The sequence below is a fragment of the Cyclobacteriaceae bacterium genome (assembly GCA_025808415.1).
In the GTDB taxonomy this organism is placed as follows: Bacteria; Bacteroidota; Bacteroidia; order Cytophagales; family Cyclobacteriaceae; genus UBA2336.
The window spans coordinates 2,303,699-2,320,718 of the sequence record CP075525.1 but is presented as its reverse complement, the minus strand read 5'-3'; the positions used below and the strand labels follow the sequence as shown (position 1 = coordinate 2,320,718).

At 46.6% G+C, this 17,020-nt stretch carries 8 protein-coding genes; all 8 read right to left on the bottom strand.

The genetic code is table 11. The annotated features are described in order from the left end of the window. Window position 1: 1 nt before the first annotated feature. The 8 genes from KIT51_10585 to KIT51_10550 all read right to left on the bottom strand — a co-directional run bounded on the left by KIT51_10585 (window position 2) and on the right by KIT51_10550 (window position 16,934). Window positions 2-2,335: an MFS transporter gene (locus tag KIT51_10585; protein UYN85338.1), complete on the bottom strand. Its 2,334-nt coding sequence runs from the start codon at window positions 2,333-2,335 to the stop codon at window positions 2-4. 68 nt (window positions 2,336-2,403) lie between these two features. Next, a complete protein-coding gene (locus KIT51_10580; protein ID UYN85337.1) occupies window positions 2,404-3,675 on the bottom strand; it encodes a glycosyl hydrolase family 17 in 1,272 nt (423 codons plus the stop codon). Window positions 3,676-3,701: 26 nt separating this feature from the next. Then, window positions 3,702-5,435: a glycoside hydrolase family 3 C-terminal domain-containing protein gene (locus KIT51_10575; protein UYN85336.1), complete on the bottom strand. Its 1,734-nt coding sequence runs from the start codon at window positions 5,433-5,435 to the stop codon at window positions 3,702-3,704. Next, the gene (locus tag KIT51_10570; protein UYN88559.1) at window positions 5,432-8,833 is read right to left on the bottom strand and encodes a hypothetical protein; all 3,402 of its coding nucleotides are present in this window, start codon (window positions 8,831-8,833) and stop codon (window positions 5,432-5,434) included. The genes KIT51_10575 and KIT51_10570 overlap by 4 nt, the downstream gene beginning before the upstream one ends. 140 nt (window positions 8,834-8,973) lie before the next feature. Further along, complete coding sequence (locus KIT51_10565) at window positions 8,974-11,460, bottom strand: DUF5011 domain-containing protein (protein UYN85335.1); 2,487 nt, start codon at window positions 11,458-11,460, stop codon at window positions 8,974-8,976. A gap of 43 nt (window positions 11,461-11,503) precedes the next feature. Continuing rightward, window positions 11,504-12,334 carry a glycoside hydrolase family 16 protein gene (locus KIT51_10560; protein UYN85334.1) on the bottom strand — a complete coding sequence of 277 codons (831 nt, stop codon included), beginning with the start codon at window positions 12,332-12,334 and terminating at the stop codon, window positions 11,504-11,506. Between the two features lie 31 nt (window positions 12,335-12,365). Next, the gene (locus KIT51_10555) at window positions 12,366-13,766 is read right to left on the bottom strand and encodes an Ig-like domain-containing protein (protein ID UYN85333.1); all 1,401 of its coding nucleotides are present in this window, start codon (window positions 13,764-13,766) and stop codon (window positions 12,366-12,368) included. Window positions 13,767-13,796: 30 nt separating this feature from the next. Next, window positions 13,797-16,934 carry a glycosidase gene (locus KIT51_10550; GenBank protein UYN85332.1) on the bottom strand — a complete coding sequence of 1,046 codons (3,138 nt, stop codon included), beginning with the start codon at window positions 16,932-16,934 and terminating at the stop codon, window positions 13,797-13,799. Between the last annotated feature and the right edge of the window lie 86 nt (window positions 16,935-17,020).

Below are 17,020 nucleotides of genomic sequence, written 5' to 3'. Positions count from 1 at the left end.
ATTATGTATATTTCAGATTTTCATTTTTATCCCATATACCCCAGCGCTGGCCCACATCGCCTTCGTGCCGCACTTTCCACGATTCATCAAAGGATGAGAAGTAGAACATTTCGATGTTCTCCTGCTGTGCCCAGTTTTGGGTATTGATAAAGTACCGCATGGCATTGACATCCGAAGGTTGTGCCGCACCGTTGCTTGAACCCATATCCGGCCAGCCGGTTTCCGTGATAATTACGTGCTTGCCTCGTGCAGCTTCTTTGGCCACCAGGTACATTTGTCTAAGGTACCCCGAAGCCTTGTCGATATGACAACCTTCCCAGAAAGGATAGCAGTTCGCCAGCACCATATCGCAGGCATCCACCAGCGCGGGTTGTTCCTTAAACTGGTAATAGGCATCAACATAACCTACCGGAATATTGGGCAGCGCTTTTTTCACGCGATGAATATACTGCAGCAATTCCTGTAATGATAAATCATTGCGCAGCAGTACTTCATTCCCCACCACGGCAATATCCACATAGCCCTTTTCTGCCAGGCTGATCAACCCTTCAATTTCCTTTTCATTATTTGCCTTATTCGCATCTATCCATGCACCAGCCATCACCTTCAGTCCTTTTTCCCGTGCCACCTTCGGGATAAATTCATTTCCTTCCGTGCAGGAGAATGAACGCACCCATTTCGTGTAGGGGGAGATGATCGCCATGCGTTGCCGGATCTGCTCTTCTGATAAAATATCACCGATATTCTGTCCTTCACGATAGGGGCTGAAGCATATGCCGTATAATCCGCGTTGTAAGGTGTTATTAAACAATTGCCTGATTTCAACAGTTGATTTAGCAGTGAAGTTAACATCGGACGACAATGCCGGAATCGTGTTAAGGGAAAGAAATTTCTCCTTCTGATAGTACGAAGTATATTTTTCCTTCTTGCCTTCCTTGCGCTTATTCAGCTCCGCGCGTATCTCGTTGGCGCGCTGTTCGTCTACATTGTAATTGCGCATGACAAACATGGCAATCAGTGTACCTGTAATCGGGAGGCCGGAGAAAAACGCCCTTAAGCCAGTAATGGCACCTTCAGGCTGGACTTCCGCACCGGAATCAAATCCCACAATCGTCATGATGGCTCCGCTAAGTCCACCGGCAATGGCAAAACCAAATTTCACCATCCACCAGTAGATGGCACCAAATGTTCCTTCTCTTCGCAATCCGGTATTCAGTTCATCCATATCGATCACATCAGCCGTCATCGACATCATCAGCACGAAAAGGCTCCCGATACCAAACGAGAAGAGCGGCAACGCAAAAATGAACATATACGGTTTGCCCGGAATGAAGAGAAACCACAGCAGGATATAACCTACAATCGACACGCCCTGCGAGGCAATAAAGGCATTCCGCTTACCAATTCTTTTGGAGAGCCGGGTAACAATCGGGATGACAATAAAGGTTGTACCCAGTGCACCCAGACATCCAAACAGTGTAGGCCAGACGCCCGCGGCACCGGCATCTCCGTTAAAAAGATGGTAGACGATAATGAAGAAGGAAAATGCTGCAATGGTGTTGAAAGCATTAAAAACCAGGAAGGTCGCAATGCAAAGTTGCCTGAACGGTTTAAGTTTAAACGCTTCTTTGAAGCCGGAAAGAATTTGCTTCAGACTGGCCCCGATGTTAGCCAGGTTCAGGGGGGAGTAGTTTTCATTCAGTGTGGATTTACTCGTAATAAATATTGCCGGCACCATGGCACACATCGCAAACAGGATACCCACCCACACAGCTAATGTTCGGGTTGCCACATCCGCAGATTCAAAAAAAGATTTGTCGTACATAATCACCCAGAACCAGGGAGCGATCACCCATGCCCACTGACCAATCCACTGGGCAACGCCCATAATGCTGGTGCGTTCATGAAAATCACTGGTCATTTCATAGCCCATCGCCACATAGGGCACACTGAAAATGGTAAGCCCCAGATAGAAGATGAAAGACCACAGCATGAAATAGATAAAATTGTATTCAATTCCATTGTCCCTGTACAATTGCCACATGGCCACAAAGGCAAGCCCCATCACCACCGCCCCGATAAAAACATATTGTCTTCGTCTTCCCCATTTTGATTTGGTGTTGTCGGAGATGAAGCCCATGATGGGATCCGTAAACGCATCAAATATTCTCGGGAAAAAATAAATCGTTCCCCACATCCAGCCGGGAAAGCCCAGGTCTTGTACCAGTACCACCATAAAAATTCCCAGCACGGCTGGGAACATCTGATTGGCAAGCATGCCTAAACCGAAGGCTACTTTCTGACCGAACGGAACTTTAGTTGTAATGGCTGACATGGAGTAGAATTTTAGTTATCCTCGAGTATGATTTGTATTGCTGCTGAATTATCAGTGAATGGAATGTTTCATTTTGCCGGTGGCGCCTTGACATCATTCATCAGTTTCTTTACATCTCCGTCATAAGTTTTAGTGATCGGATGGCCACCCCGCGTGAGGCCTTTAAAAATCCCTGTGTCCACCAGCTCCCACATCGGATATTTTGCTTTACCCGTAACATCAAATAGTCCGAAGTGATTTTCCGAGCCGTTCGGATTACCGGCATCTTTCCATATTTCATCAAAAGCTTCAAAGTAAAAACACGATATGCCTGCCGAGTTAGTCCATTCCAGCATGTGCTTATAATAGAGTCCCTGCTTGTACTCATCTGTTGCCCTTGATCCTTCAGGACCATAGAAGCCATCGGAAATCGTAGCCCAGCCTGTTTCACCGATGTGAATGGGTTTTTCCACCCCCAGGCTTTTCACATACCTGGCAACGGAATCATATTGCGATTTGGCAAATGCCACGGCTCTTAGCATGGCGGCATCCACTTTTTCAATTTCTGAAAGCTTTGCTTCAGCAGCCGGTACCCGCCAGAAATCAGGGTTGTAGTGGGTGTTGTGATACGGATAGGTGTGCATGGAAATGTAATCAACTGCTTTGACGAGCTTTGCCAGGTCTTCTGTGTGATAGCCCGGATCTCCGCCACCCCAGGAGGCAAAATCATCAGAGCAGGTGATCCATAATTCTTTGGGAAGTTTACCTGACGCTTTGAGTGACTGCAGGTGGTTAACCCACTTCAGTATGACGGAAGGCTGAACGTAATAACTGGCGGCCCACTTCACCATGGCTTCATTCCCCACGGCCAGTATCTTAACGATGTCCGGATACTGATTGGTCAGTGCTACGGCACGTTCTATTTCACCCTCGTTTTGTTCGCTTTCAATATTATGATCGGGCTCCATGCCGGTCCAGGCATTTTTACAATCTATCCAGGCACCCAGCATGACATACATTTCAAATGCAGGATCGGCTTTCTTTAATTCGCTGATCGCCTTGAGTAAGTTTGATGCATGGGGAAACTGCACATTGTATGTGCGGATGATCCTGATTCCCATGGCGGACAAAATTTTCAGGTCTTCTGTCAGTTGCTCCACGGTGGGTTGAATCTCTCTTGATTTTTCCCGGTACCCTTCATAGCAAATGGCCTGGTAGGCTGGGTTGCCTAAAATATGTTTTGCTGTCACTGCTTGGTGTTTAGTTAATTGGTCTTCGTGTTCTTGTTTTTCTTTTTTGCTGCAGGAAAAGCTAATCACTAATGCTATCCCGAAACAAATGATGGCGGAAATCTTTTTCATGGTAATTGATGTCTTAAATCCATGGTTCATAGCGGTCGGTTATAGTGCAATCCGTATCCATAAGGAAAAAGCGGTTCAGTTGTAATGTCCCAATAATTCGGACCATACTTTCCGGTATAATCTTCTTCCGATTTGGGCCAGGCGTGGGGGAGCTTTCCCTTGAAGTCATGTGCACCGTACAGGACTTCAGCAATACCATCCCCTTCAGAGCCCGGCAACCATGCCGCCACAAAAGCATCGCACTGGTTAATCTGCCTGGTGACTACCAGCGGCCGTCCGGAAATCAGGATCACTACGGTTTTAATTCCTTTAGCTGTATAGGTATCAATAAGTTGCTGATGAGCTTCTGTCAGCGTGAGCTGGTACTTGTTCATCTCACCGCCAATGTCACCAAAGAACTCTGCGTAAGGTGTTTCGCCAATAACAATCACAGCCACATCGGCATGATCCATAGTGGCAAGACCATCTTTATCATATAGTATTTCTCCGGTTGAATATTTTTTGAAGCCATCCAGGATAGTAGTAGCGCCTTTGTAATTTTCTGTTGTACCCTGCCAGTTCACCGTCCAGCCACCGGACTGCAAGCCGGAGTTATCGGCAAATTCACCCACCAGCACAACCCTGGCATCTCTCTTCAGCGGCAGTATGTTGTTGTGATTTTTGAGCAGCACCAAAGATTCCCGCACGGCTTGTCGCGCCACATCACGATGTTCTTGAATGCCGATCTTGCTGATCAGCGTTTCATCCGGAAACGGATGATCAAAAAGACCCATCCGGAATTTCATTCGTAAAATCCTGCGCACGGCATCATCAATTCTCTCCGGGGATATTTCACCGTTCAGCACTCCGTTCCTGACACCTTCCTGGAACATGCCCAAGTCACCGTCAACGGCCATCACCATGTCGATGCCGGCATTGATGATGTCGTTACCGCCAAAGCGGGAGTAGGCTTTCCAGTCGGAGACGACAATGCCACCGAAATTCAAATCCTCTTTTAACAATCCGGTGATCATGGCTTTGTGCGCATGCATCGGTATTCCGTCCAGCGTATTGAAGGATGCCATCACGGAACAAATACCATTGTCAATAGCCACTTTGTAGGGCGGGAGGAGCCGTTGCCTGATTTCATCCAGGCTCAGTGTAGTATTGCCGCCTTCCACACCAAAATCAGTAGCACCGTCACCAATAAAATGTTTGGCGGTTGCCATCACGGTAAAAGCATCAGATGCTCCCTGGTGCCCGCGGACGGAAGCTCTGGTTAATTCAGCCGTGAGTTCGGTGCTTTCGGAGAAGGCTTCATACACACGGCCCCACTTTTCATTGAACGGAATCGCCACACAGGGTGAAAACACCCAGTTGAATCCCGTGGCTTTCGATTCAACCGCGGTGATGGCCGCGGCTTGCTCTACCAGTCCGGCATTGCGCGTAGCGCCCAAGCCGATGTTATGCGGAAAGATGGTGGCGCCTTCATAGGTGTTCTGCCCATGCACGGCATCTACACCAAACAGCAGCGGTATGCCCACGCGTGTTGATAAAGCCTGCTGTTGCAGTTCGGTAAATTTTGCCTGCCACTCGGCTGCCGTATTGCCGGGCAACGGACCCTGTGTATGGATGACTGACCCGATGAATTTCGTTCTGATATCGTCTACGGTAATGTCATCAAAATGCCGTACCTGTGTCATCTGCCCGATCTTTTCATCCAGGGTCATCTGCGCCAGCAGCGCTTCCACTTTTTCTTCCAGGTGCCGGTTGTTCTTCATGGCATGAGCATGGATTGGTTCATGTGAACAACAAGGCGCACCACGTCACCCGTTCTTTGGGCAATTTTCTGGCTGGTGAGTTTATCCAGGCTGAGGCTCTCTGATTTAGCAATGCTGCCATCTGAAAAAACTATTTCAAGTCCGGGCTGATCGGTAAGTTGATAGATTACCGGAACCTGGCAGTACGTAAAGCATAAAGATTTCTCTTTCAATGGCAACGCAATAGCTTCACCTTTCACATTGATGTAGCTAAAGACTTTGGGAGCGGATAAGAATTCATTCTTCCGCAGCATGGCCGGATTAAAATACAGTTGGCCGTTCAGCACAAATACCCCCAGCTCACCAAAGCGTGATATGATGTCTTCTTTCACCTGGCCGGTCATACCAGGCTGCTGGGCGCCTTTTGTTGCCGGTGTATGTGAGTACGGATCTGTTGGAAACGCTCCGTACAGCGAAGGGGACTTATGAACACCAATACCTTCGTTGATCTCGTAGTAGTGCGTTAGCAATTTACCAATCACAGCATCCTCTTCCTTATCCCGGATGGCTTTGACACAACATTCCTGCACGGCCAGCTGGAGTTTGGAAACCATGTGCCAGTATATCGACCCCAAACCTTCATAGCCGAAGAATGTACCCGACCGGCCTGTGAACGCTTTATGGTAGAAAACTTTTTCAAAAATTTTCAGTACCTGATCTTTTTCGGAAGGGGATGCCTGGTACTTTTCTTCCAGTGCATCCAGCGCTTTTTGTAAGCCTGATGCATGGTTGAAATTCCCGTTGAAGTGGTAACCGCCAACGACATCCTGCTCAACGATTCGTGTGTTGCCGTCACTCAGCAGTTTGGTAAGCAATGTCGATGCGGCAATATCCGATGGGGCGATGTTATTCTTGACAAGGAAGCCCGGCAGGTTTTTGTTGGGGTACAACAGGTAACTGAACTGATCCTCCTGGTAGAGTTTGCTCGCCCGCAGGCTGTCTAATGTTTGAAGTACTTGATTGGATGTTAAATAACCGGAGCTCAACACAGCCACTTGTCCTTCCAGCATTTCGCTGAGGTAGGATATGGAAACCTCCTGGCTGTTTTCCACTGTCATTAAATTATAGGCGTGATACAGGTTATCCTGTCTTTTATTGGCCCGGATAGTATGCTCCAGGTATTCGAGGCATACGGTTGAAAACGCCAGGAGATCACTAACGGATAATGTGCTGCGCTGATCGCTGAAGGGCTGCTGGTATATCCTCAGCCGGTAATTGCTGCCGGCCATGCCTAATCCGTCCAGAATCGTTTTTCTGTCCTTGTCGCTGATTGATCCGGACAGCAAATGCTTATTCTTTAACAGCGTATTCCTGATTTCGTCATAGAAGGCATGCAACTCTTCTGAAACTTTTACTTCCCTGATTGTGCTCTGTTCAAGCAACTCTTTAAAGAATGCCATAAACCTTCTCAGGTAGCACAGCGTCACCACCGATACACCATTGCCTACGAGGGCATTGTTGGCATCATTCCACTCAGGCCGTTGTGTATTCATCCAGATGCCGCCTTCGGGTATGAAGTTGGAAAGCTTGGATAACACGGTGGCAAGAATCTTTTCAATGAAGTTGACATGATGAATTTCTCCCTGCGTGTTTTGAAGCAAAGCACTGTCTGCACCAAGCGATGACCAGCGTTCCTGTATGGCATGGTCTAACGTATGATCAAAGTCAATCGTGTCTTTGGGATTGCTGAGGATGTCTTTGTAGGGCTTAATCTTGTAAGGCACATTGGCGTACACGAAAATATTTTCCTGGAAATACCTGGCCAGTTTACCCGGCTCATAGTTTTCCGCAAACTCCAGGAACTTCAGCAGGTAGATAATCTGGTGGTCGCCCCAGTAGCCGATATACGACCACGGATCATCCGCTTCGATTTTTTCCCAGTCGATGCCGTTCTTAGTGATCCGGTAGGGATTATATCCGTCAAATGTAGAGGCATTTAGAAATTTGAAGATCATGCCGTCAATAAAGGCGGGATAGGAATGGGCCAGCGCCTCCCAGTTCTGGAAGATGTCCCGCCAGTTACCCGCATAGTCCAGCACTTTTGATCCGTCAGCCTCATTGACAAGGTTGATGGAAAACTGGTTCCACGGCCTGCTCGGATCACCGTGCCTTCTGCTGAATTTCAACGGCAGGTATTCCATGCACAGGCGTTTCAGATCCTGGTCATCCGATGCTGAAGCGAATGCTGTGAGGTCGGTGAGCGGAATACTACCTGGAAGTTTTTGAATGCTTTGTTTATGCCGCCTGCAGACTTCCTGATTTGCATTGGCAAGATATTGCTCCAGGTCGTTCCTTTCGATCTGATAGTGGTTATCGAATATGCCTCCGCGCATGATGTTGAACATCACGTTGGCAAAGTGCCGGGTATCTTTCAGTCCGTCAGCGGTCAGTTGCAGGCCATCGGCAGCCGCATTGAGCCTGATGAGTTGCTGGGTACCAGCCGCAATGTCTTCACGGATCCTGGATGCCAGGTGCTTGTCGCTTTGAATTGTTTTCGACAGGGCAATGACTTGTGAAACAGTCTGATTGACATCTGCCACAATCATCCATTCCTTTTCGCTTTTGGGCGCCAGCACGAGATCAGCCTGAATGAAGTAGGCACCTTTTTCCGCTTTGATGTCTTCTTCTTCATGGACAGGCAATCCCTTTCTGAAATGTTCGAGTTGCAGGGAGGATAGGAGCCACTTCGCATGTTCCAGTCCGACAGACCAGGCCATATTGGCTTTCAGTGCTTCACTGGGTTCGGCCTTATCCACAATAATGGCGCTGAGGGAAAAGATTCCCACTCCGCTGGTTTTATCCAGTTCGTTTCTTTTGTAAGCATCCACGAGGTTGCTCCGCATGTTTTGCAGAGCGCTGCCCACGCCATAGGGCAGAATATTTTGGATGCCATCCAATACCGAGACATGAACTTCTGCTTCCGAATGATTGATCAGCCTGCTGGTTTTTACAAATCCGTAGGCATTGCTGTTACTCCATTGGTACTGAAAGGTGAGGTTCAGGTCATGATTGATTTCTTCAAAAATGATTTTGTTGCCGTAAATGCTCTTGTAGAGGTTGCGCTGCAGGTTGTAGAGGTTGGCAAAGTGAACCGAATAAGGTTCCCATACCTGTTGTTTACTTCCCTGCTTCACGCGGATAATGGTTTTCGATCCGGTGAGTTCGGCAGATTCAATGATCTTGTCATCGGTGTAATACGGAAACAGCGCATACTCAGCATTCTTTCTTCCGGCAGACAATCCGCCATTGCTTCCGATGAACATCCAATGGTTGGAGTCGCTGATGATGCTCATGAAGAACGGGCGTATGCTGTCACAATTCAATATCTTCAAGAATACCTCCGAGTTAAGCGTAACCATTTCCAGGGTTACTTTGTGCTTAAGCTGCTGATCGCCACTAACACGTTGCATATAATTAGGTAAGCCTTATACAATGAAAGCGTAAAACGAACCGGGTTAATTAACCCGGTTCGTTGAAAATTACTTACTTGATTGATACTCTATTGTTCTTCTATCCTGACGTTATCAATCAACACCGCTCCTGAACCTCCACCACCGGTAGCAAAATTGAAATCAATGATAAATAACGTCCCGGCAGGATCGATTGAATTTACATTCTGGGAAATCGTTGTAAATGTTGAACTATTTATTGATCCCTGGGTATCAAATGTATTCGTTGTAATTACTCCACCACCCGGTTGGGGTGTTTGTGTTTGCATGTGCAATGCTGAACTAACAATAGGCGTAACGACTTTAACATCATACTTTATCCGGATGTTTGTTTTTCCATTGTAATTGACGGCAGCGTTTGTATATCTGAAAATATATGCGCCACCTGCCGGATCATTCAAGGTTAATAGAATAGCACCGGTTCCGTTTACACCGCCTGTTGAGCTATACGTTACCGTAGCATTACTGTTGTTGTCGGCATTTGCAAGTTTTGACCATTTGTCTATTGAACTCGCATTATTAAAGTTCTCCAGGAAGAAAGCTCCATCGGTTCCACCGGGCCCACCGGCTTCTAGTGTTAGATCATCAAAATAATACGTCTCAGTAGCGCTGGTCACTTGGCCATCCGTGCCATCCGGGTTATCGGGTTTAATCACCAATTGATTTACTCCGGTATTGCTGGGGGGTATGCCTGTGAAGTTAACTTCAACAGCAACCCAGGTATTAGCTTGTACTATGGTCTTGAACTGAGGAGGTGGATTGCCCGACCCGGGATCTTGAGGATTGCCGTTCACTTCAAACCTCATAACAACATTCGCTTTTGATGAATATACCTTAAGCTTAAGTGTTTTGGTGAGGTCAATATTGCTGGCAAATGTATTTTGAAATCCTGCCCAACGGTTCGTGCCGGCAGCTTTCACAACTTTTAATGAGTAATTGGAAAGGTTGATTCCAGATTTTGATGGGTTGGCGGCAAGCTCGGTGGAAATGCTTCCCGCATCGGTGAATGTGCTTAAAAATGTTTCACATGTTTCGAACGTTACCGGGAAAGCTGTTGCGGGTACAGGTGTCCCGGCACAGCCACTTGTTCCTCCTGAACCGGCTTGTTGTGCAAGGTCATCGATGTAGAAATCACCTGATGTATTGCCTGGACCATCAACGAATAGGGTAACTTGTTTATAAGAGGCAGTAGCCGAAGTAAAGTTAAAAGTGAGATCCTGCCATCCTGTGATCGCTGCGGTTACAGCTACTTCTACGGGATCAGCTGTTCCACTTTCAAATTTCATAAGAACAGGTACCCCTGCTGTAGTTGTATTGAACCGCATAGTGATTACTTTGCTGGTGCTAAAGTTTACGGCAGTTCCGAGGAAGAAGGTTACGCCTTCCCATTGTGCTCCTGAGTTGGTGATTTTTCCGACTTTGTTGGAAGCGTTGGATGGATCGTTCACTACTGCAAAAGAAGCACCGTTGAATACTGACGCCACTTCTTTTCCATTCTCAAAATTGAGTGGCAAAGCAGAAGTATTTTCGGCAACCAGTTCAAGCGATACATTATCAAGAACAACAACACCAATCTCTGCTCCCAAATCAAAAAGCACTCTGCTGTTTGAACTACTGAAATTGGCCACAAATTCCGCACTGAATCGTTGAACCGTAGTGGTTATGGTAAATTCATTGGTAACGTTGGTCCAGGGGGGTTCGTTTAGTCCAATACCAGCAATTATTTTACGTCCGCTTGGCCGATCAGTAGAAGCATTAAAGGAAAGCTTATATTTATTTCCAATTTGTAATGGGAGCACCTGGCTTACATTAACATCAAATGGGTTACCGGCCGAAGTAACGTTTGAGAAAGAGTATTTATTACCTCCTTCTTCGCGTACATCCAGTCCATTACCGATCCATCCGGCAGGGCCATTCTGAAAATCACCATTGGTTAGCAATCCGTCATCGAATGTAACGGTTACCGTGCGTGAAACTTCTGTGGCAGCATTACCGGCAGCATCACTTACATTGTATTTAAGCGTGTAAGCACCCGGTTGTAAAGTATTTACTGAACCCGTTACTACAATGTTACTGGTGATGTTTCCATCCACATTATCATTGGCTGTAGCGCCCGGGTCAGTAAAGGTAGCCCCAATGGGTATTTCAATACTTGTGGCGCCCAGTAAGGTAATTACCGGAGCCTCTGTATCTGTCATGTCCACAATCAGGTTGATGGTGACCGTTTGCGTGGCCACAGCTGAACCACCTTGATTGGTCGCGGTGAGGGACACATTATAATTACCATTTGCCATGTAGGTTTTTTGGGGATTTTCCAATGTGGAAAAAGTTCCGTCTCCAAAATTCCATTCGTAACTATCTGCATTTTGCGAAGTATTGGTGAACGTGACGATGCCACCCGTTACTGCATCGATGGTAAAGGTGAAGCTTGCAATGGGTTTTGGGATTTCTTCATCATCGTTACAACCCATAAAGACCGTGATCGCGCTAAGCGACAGGGCCAGCAAGACATGATTGATTTTTAGTTTGGTCATCATATTATCCTTGATTTAGTTTTACGTTAATTCTATTTATCTAAGCCTATTGATACACTCTAACATAGTCCACAATCATGGTTTGCGGAAAGCGCGAATTGGTTGAAGGCGCCCCCACATAATCTCCGCCCACCGCTACGTTAAGCAGGATGAAAAATGGTTTATCAAATACCCATTCGCTGGCATTCGGTAAATTTGCAGGGGATAGTCGCTGGTAAAGATTCTTGTCAACAAAGAAATCAATGAAATCGGGACCCCACTCAACAGCAAAAACATGATACTCCGTATCAAACCTTGCATCGATCAGGTGAAAACTTTTTCCTATGGCGTTACCTGCTGAATATCCCGGGCCGTGGATTGAACCGGCAATGATGCTGGGTTGCTGTCCCCTTAGTTCCATGATGTCAATTTCACCACATTGCGGCCAGCTTACCTCATCGATATTGTTACCGAGCACCCAGAAGGCCGGCCACAAGCCTTGGCTGTAAGGAGTTTTTAAACGAGCCTCCACACGGCCATATTTAAATTCTTTTAACCCCTTTGTTTTAATTCGTGCCGATGTATATGCACTGCCTTGGTAGGATTCTTTAATGGCCGTGATCACCATGTTACCGCGGCCATCAAGCGAAATATTTTGAGGGCGGTTGGTGTAAAACTGCAATTCATTGTTACCCCATCCATTGATACCCCGGCCAATGTCATATGACCAAAAATTTGGATTTGGCGGATCTCCGCTGTTTCCGTTAAATTCATCCGACCACACTAAAGTATAGCCCCTGTCGGGGAGTTCATTTTGGTTATCACAACTAAATGCTAATGCCAACCCAACGGTTACAATCAGCATTTGATTAAAAGAAGTATAGGTACCGATCTTCATTTTTTCTGGTTTTAGTTTTTTCGTTTATCGGTCATCTGTAGAAGTACACATTGTCTACATAAATGCTGGATATGGTGGCATCTGAAACAAAGAATATCAAATCGATATCATTCCGTGCGCCCAAGCCAACAAAATTATTGAGCGGTATGTCATAACTTACCCATTGGTTCTGCAACAACGGTTTGTAATCAACCAGGTTTATGCTGGCTGATGTTTCTGTCGGCCCGTTATTATTGATTAACACTATCCTGATGAAATCTCCCGGATTAACAGCTTCACGCACGTTTATATCTACATGCATGTGTGTCATGGCGGAAGCATCCACATTTGGGGAGTTGAACATGTTGATGCTGACAAAATTCAGGCTGGTATAACTCAGGATATTATCGCCTGCAATGTTTATGGCACCGCCCTGGGTGGTGGCGAATTGAAAAAAGCCATTGTAGTTATCTACCTGTACGTTGTTATAAGCATCACTGAAAATGGATACAACATCAGCTGGGTTTCTGGCTGGAGGGGTAGGTGCCGAAATAAACGGGCCGGCCGAATTAATTACGAGGGAACCCAAAGCATTCATTTGACTGCTGCCCGTTCCGATGGAGCCGGTGATCGTTGTTGTGCCTGCACTTAATACCGTTATTGCGCCAAGGTTATTCACTGTTGCAACCGATGGATTGGAAGATGCAAAATTGAAATAAGCGGGCGCTGCATAAACCGGCACATCAAGGCCATTTACATTATACGTAACACTTGTACCGGTAACGGGAATAGTGACACCATTAAATGATGCGGTAACCTGGTTATTGCCGTTGAGTATTTTTGGTAATGGATGCGCCACCGTTCCGAGTTTTTCAAACCGTAATTCATCAATCCAAAAGGAATAGCCAACTTCTTGCCCTGCAGGTCCGATACCGCCCGCGGCAAATTGAAATACGCCTCGCTCTTGCGTTAGCCGGGAAGGATCAGGCAAAGGAATAATAAATTTTTTCCATTGCGTGGTAAAACTCAGGTTGGTTGCAAAGGCGCGGAAAGTATCACCTAAAAAATCCTGACCGAAACCAACTTCAGCAATGGTGGCTGACTGACTTGCCCTGGCCCAAAATGTAAGGGCGTTATACTCTGTAAGGTCACGTCCTGCACCGTCAATTCTAAAAATAGCCCCCGCAAAATTTCCTCCGGGGTCATTGGCGTTGGGTACATCAATTCGTATCGATGCATTTCCCAGGTAACTCTCGCGCTGATCAACCGAAAACACATCGGGTTTTGCTCCCGCATAGGGGAAATAAAAATTGCTGCCTAACCCAACAAAGGTATCGTTGAAGATATAGCTGGTTTTACTAAACTTCGCCAGCGGAAGGTCTTCGATTTCTCTTGTGCAGCCGAATGCCACAAATGTTAACAGGGCGCCAAGGGCATACCTGAAGTTTTTCATAACCGTTGTTTTCATTTCATTTCCCATAATCTACTTGCCAACATTAATGTGTATATAAGTCCGCAGTTCCCACTCATTACCATTAGGAAAACCAATGGCCGTGGGATTGGGTACCACATTACCACTGATATCCACGGTTTGGGTTGGATTATAGCGGGGTGAATACTGATCCAACGAACGCCAGGTAAACCGCATACCCAGTGTGGTATTTGGCAGGATAAACCAGTCCTGTTTTCCCACCGTGGTGGAGATGTCGGCCATCACCTGTAATGGGAAGGTGAGGTTGAAATCCCGATGATAGTCGAAGGGTCCCCAATCGTTAACTTTAAGGTGTGATGAAAGCTTGATGGTCTTATAGATTAACCTGATGTCACCACCATAACGCTCAACGGTTCTCGGGTCGGGCCCATTGGCCTGACCATTGCCACCGTACAACAGTGCGATAAAACCAAGTTGAGGATTGATCTTAGACACGATGCGTGCATTAACTTCCCACAGGTCTAATCCAGGCGGTGCGCTAACTGCAGCCGTGGGTACACGACCCGTTCCCGGAAAAATAACAGCTGCATCCTGCGTGGTAGGAAGGTGACGAAAGACAAATCCAATACTGGCCGCCAGAGGAGCATCTTCTGCCCGGTCGTTATCCCATTCGTACATCCATGTGCCCGGAGTTGGATCGAATGTTAAAAGAAGTTCGCCCGCTACTGTTTCACGGTTTGATCGCACAACGAAAGGATCGTCCAGGATATTTCTTGATCGGGCAGGGGCGGGGGCATTTAATGGTATTGGATCGATGAGCGGTTTCTGCCACAAAAAATTTGGTGCGATTTGCCATTTACCGTAAGTGTACGTGAAGCCTGTCAGGAAATTATTTTTGTTTCCGCTTCCACTATCTTTGAGTGTCCAGCCGGTAAAGGTTCTTGTATAATCTCCACCGCCATTAGCCACTAATCCTTGTGCGGCAGCTTGCACATACCAGTTAATCCGCCCTGCAGCATAGCTGAGCTTAACCTTGCCGCCCCACGTGTCGGTTGATTGAACCTTATCATCATAAACCTGTTGGTTATTTTCCTCGCCCCGTACTACTTGAAACCCTCTGCCCACCAGCGGCTGGCCGCCCCAAATACCGCCTACTTCAATCTTTAGTTTGTCGAACAATTTTGTTTCAGCTTGCAAGGTTACCCTCCTGGTGCGGGGTTGCGGTACAGCAATCGAGCTGATGGCCACTCCGGGATCATCAAGGTCTTCGTGGAAAATTCCGGTAAGGTTTAGCTTGCCCACCTGACGTTGATATTTTACCAACACGGCTGGGTTTGCTCCCCACCACAGTTCGCGACCAAAGGCCACCTTTAACCCTTTTATCATTTTTTTTCCGGTAACTTCTATGCCTTGTGGGGCAAGGCCATTATAGATGTCGATATTGGGGCCATAATTGGCTTCTGGGTACAGCCCAAAAAAATCACCTTCATAACCCCAGTGATAGTGGCCTGTTCGGTAAAAACCTTCCAGTTCAAATAGCTTATGGTTCCACGAGTACTCGGCCCTGTAAACCGCTACACGATCCAGCGAAGTGATAACCTGGCTTCCGGGTTGGGTCTGTAATTCGATGGGGCGTCCCCTGTTTTCGTAGAATATTTCATTTATTGGATTTTGTGCAACATTGCCCAGCACATTAAATACAACATTTGCCCGCACATTCGATGCCGGATTAGCCTCAACACCAACAAAAAATGATTCCATGTGGTCGAAGCCCAGTTGATTGGGATACGTGGCGTAACCAGGGGTGGGAACATCGGGTGTGGTTACAAGTTTTCCTCCGGTCATAAACGTTGAAAATTCAGCACGCAACTCGCTGATGCGTAATTTTTGGCTTTGCTCCCCGATTAACGCAGCCTTATCGCTGCGCGCCTTAAGAACGGCATCAATTAATTGGATAGATGAAAAATGATTTTCGATGCCCTCAAGTGTCATTCCTACTGCGTAAGGATCGATGGAATGTGCTTCCTTTAATGCATAGTAGGCGGCACGCGGATAAAGTGTGTAGAGTCCTCGTGGTGTAGTCTTCCCTTTGGCGCAGATACCAAACCACTCTTCATTCATGTTGTTTTCACCCTCTACAAAATCGTTCTGGTATCCTCCGTTAGCCCACGAAGCGTTCGTATCATGCACATCAAGATTTTTTGTTTGCCCATATTTCCACCACCCGTCACTAAATTGAAAGGTGAAACCGCCTAACGAATTCCCAACTTTTCCCAAACCTGCAGCGTTTCCATAAATTTCTTTCCAGTTGCCTACCATATAATAAGCTTGCGACTGTTGATCTTCAGCATTGTCTATAGCATTGTAAGCATCGGCACCAAACTCAGTAAATAAAATAGGCTTGTTCAGCTCATCGCGCACTCTTGCAAAGGCATCACCAAATGAAATACCGCGATACATGTTTGTTCCAAAAATGTCTATGTCCTTACATTCCTCTTTTATGATTTCCAGGAAAAGCAAATCCCCATTGCAAATCGCTACCGGATGGGTGGTGTCTATTTTTTTCATGGCCACTGTAGCTTCATTAAACAATTTGTACATGGCTGTTGCCCGTGTAGTAGATTTCCTGTCCTTAATTGGAATATTTTCAGTTTCAGCTCCTTCCCAGAATAACCCGTAGTTGTTTTCGTTGCCCAGCAGGAACAGCAGCAGGCCCGGTGTGTTTTTGTAACTCTCCACCATTTCGGTTACTTCAGCCATCAGAAGCTTCTTTACACGCGGATCGGCATACTCGGTATTGGCAACCCACGTGCCGTCCAGGGTTAGTCCATACCTTCCAAAGGAATGATTGAGCATGGTGTATATCCCATACTTTTCGTAGATGTAGCGTATCCATCGGGCAGGCACCCCGGTATATTGGCGTATCGTGTTAACACCCATATTTCTTAATAGCGGCATTTCAGCATCTAAGGCAGCCATTATAATGTCATCGGGTTGTTTCCATAGGCTGTAGTTGAAGTTTGTACCTATAGGAAAATAATCCCAGTTCATGCCGTTGACTATAAAATCCTTCCCGTTCACCTGCAACTTCATGCCTGCGTTGTCCTGTAGAACAGTTACCTGCACAGGTTGTGAAATGGCGATGTGGGCAATTAGAGAGAGGCCGAATATTAGGTAGAAGCTCTTCATAACAGGTTTGTGTTTATCGTTTAAGGCAGTAGCACAATCGATTGACAGTTTACGCTACCGAAAACGTTTGAAAATTGAACAATAAA

What these genes read in the sequence shown, in the direction of transcription:
- KIT51_10585 (UYN85338.1), bottom strand. Translation starts at nt 2,335, where the DNA reads ATGTCAGCCATTACAACTAAAGTTCCGTTCGGTCAGAAAGTAGCCTTC.
- KIT51_10580 (UYN85337.1), bottom strand. Translation starts at nt 3,675, where the DNA reads ATGAAAAAGATTTCCGCCATCATTTGTTTCGGGATAGCATTAGTGATT.
- KIT51_10575 (UYN85336.1), bottom strand. Translation starts at nt 5,435, where the DNA reads ATGAAGAACAACCGGCACCTGGAAGAAAAAGTGGAAGCGCTGCTGGCG.
- KIT51_10570 (UYN88559.1), bottom strand. Translation starts at nt 8,833, where the DNA reads ATGGTTACGCTTAACTCGGAGGTATTCTTGAAGATATTGAATTGTGAC.
- KIT51_10565 (UYN85335.1), bottom strand. Translation starts at nt 11,460, where the DNA reads ATGATGACCAAACTAAAAATCAATCATGTCTTGCTGGCCCTGTCGCTT.
- KIT51_10560 (UYN85334.1), bottom strand. Translation starts at nt 12,334, where the DNA reads ATGAAGATCGGTACCTATACTTCTTTTAATCAAATGCTGATTGTAACC.
- KIT51_10555 (UYN85333.1), bottom strand. Translation starts at nt 13,766, where the DNA reads ATGAAAAACTTCAGGTATGCCCTTGGCGCCCTGTTAACATTTGTGGCA.
- KIT51_10550 (UYN85332.1), bottom strand. Translation starts at nt 16,934, where the DNA reads ATGAAGAGCTTCTACCTAATATTCGGCCTCTCTCTAATTGCCCACATC.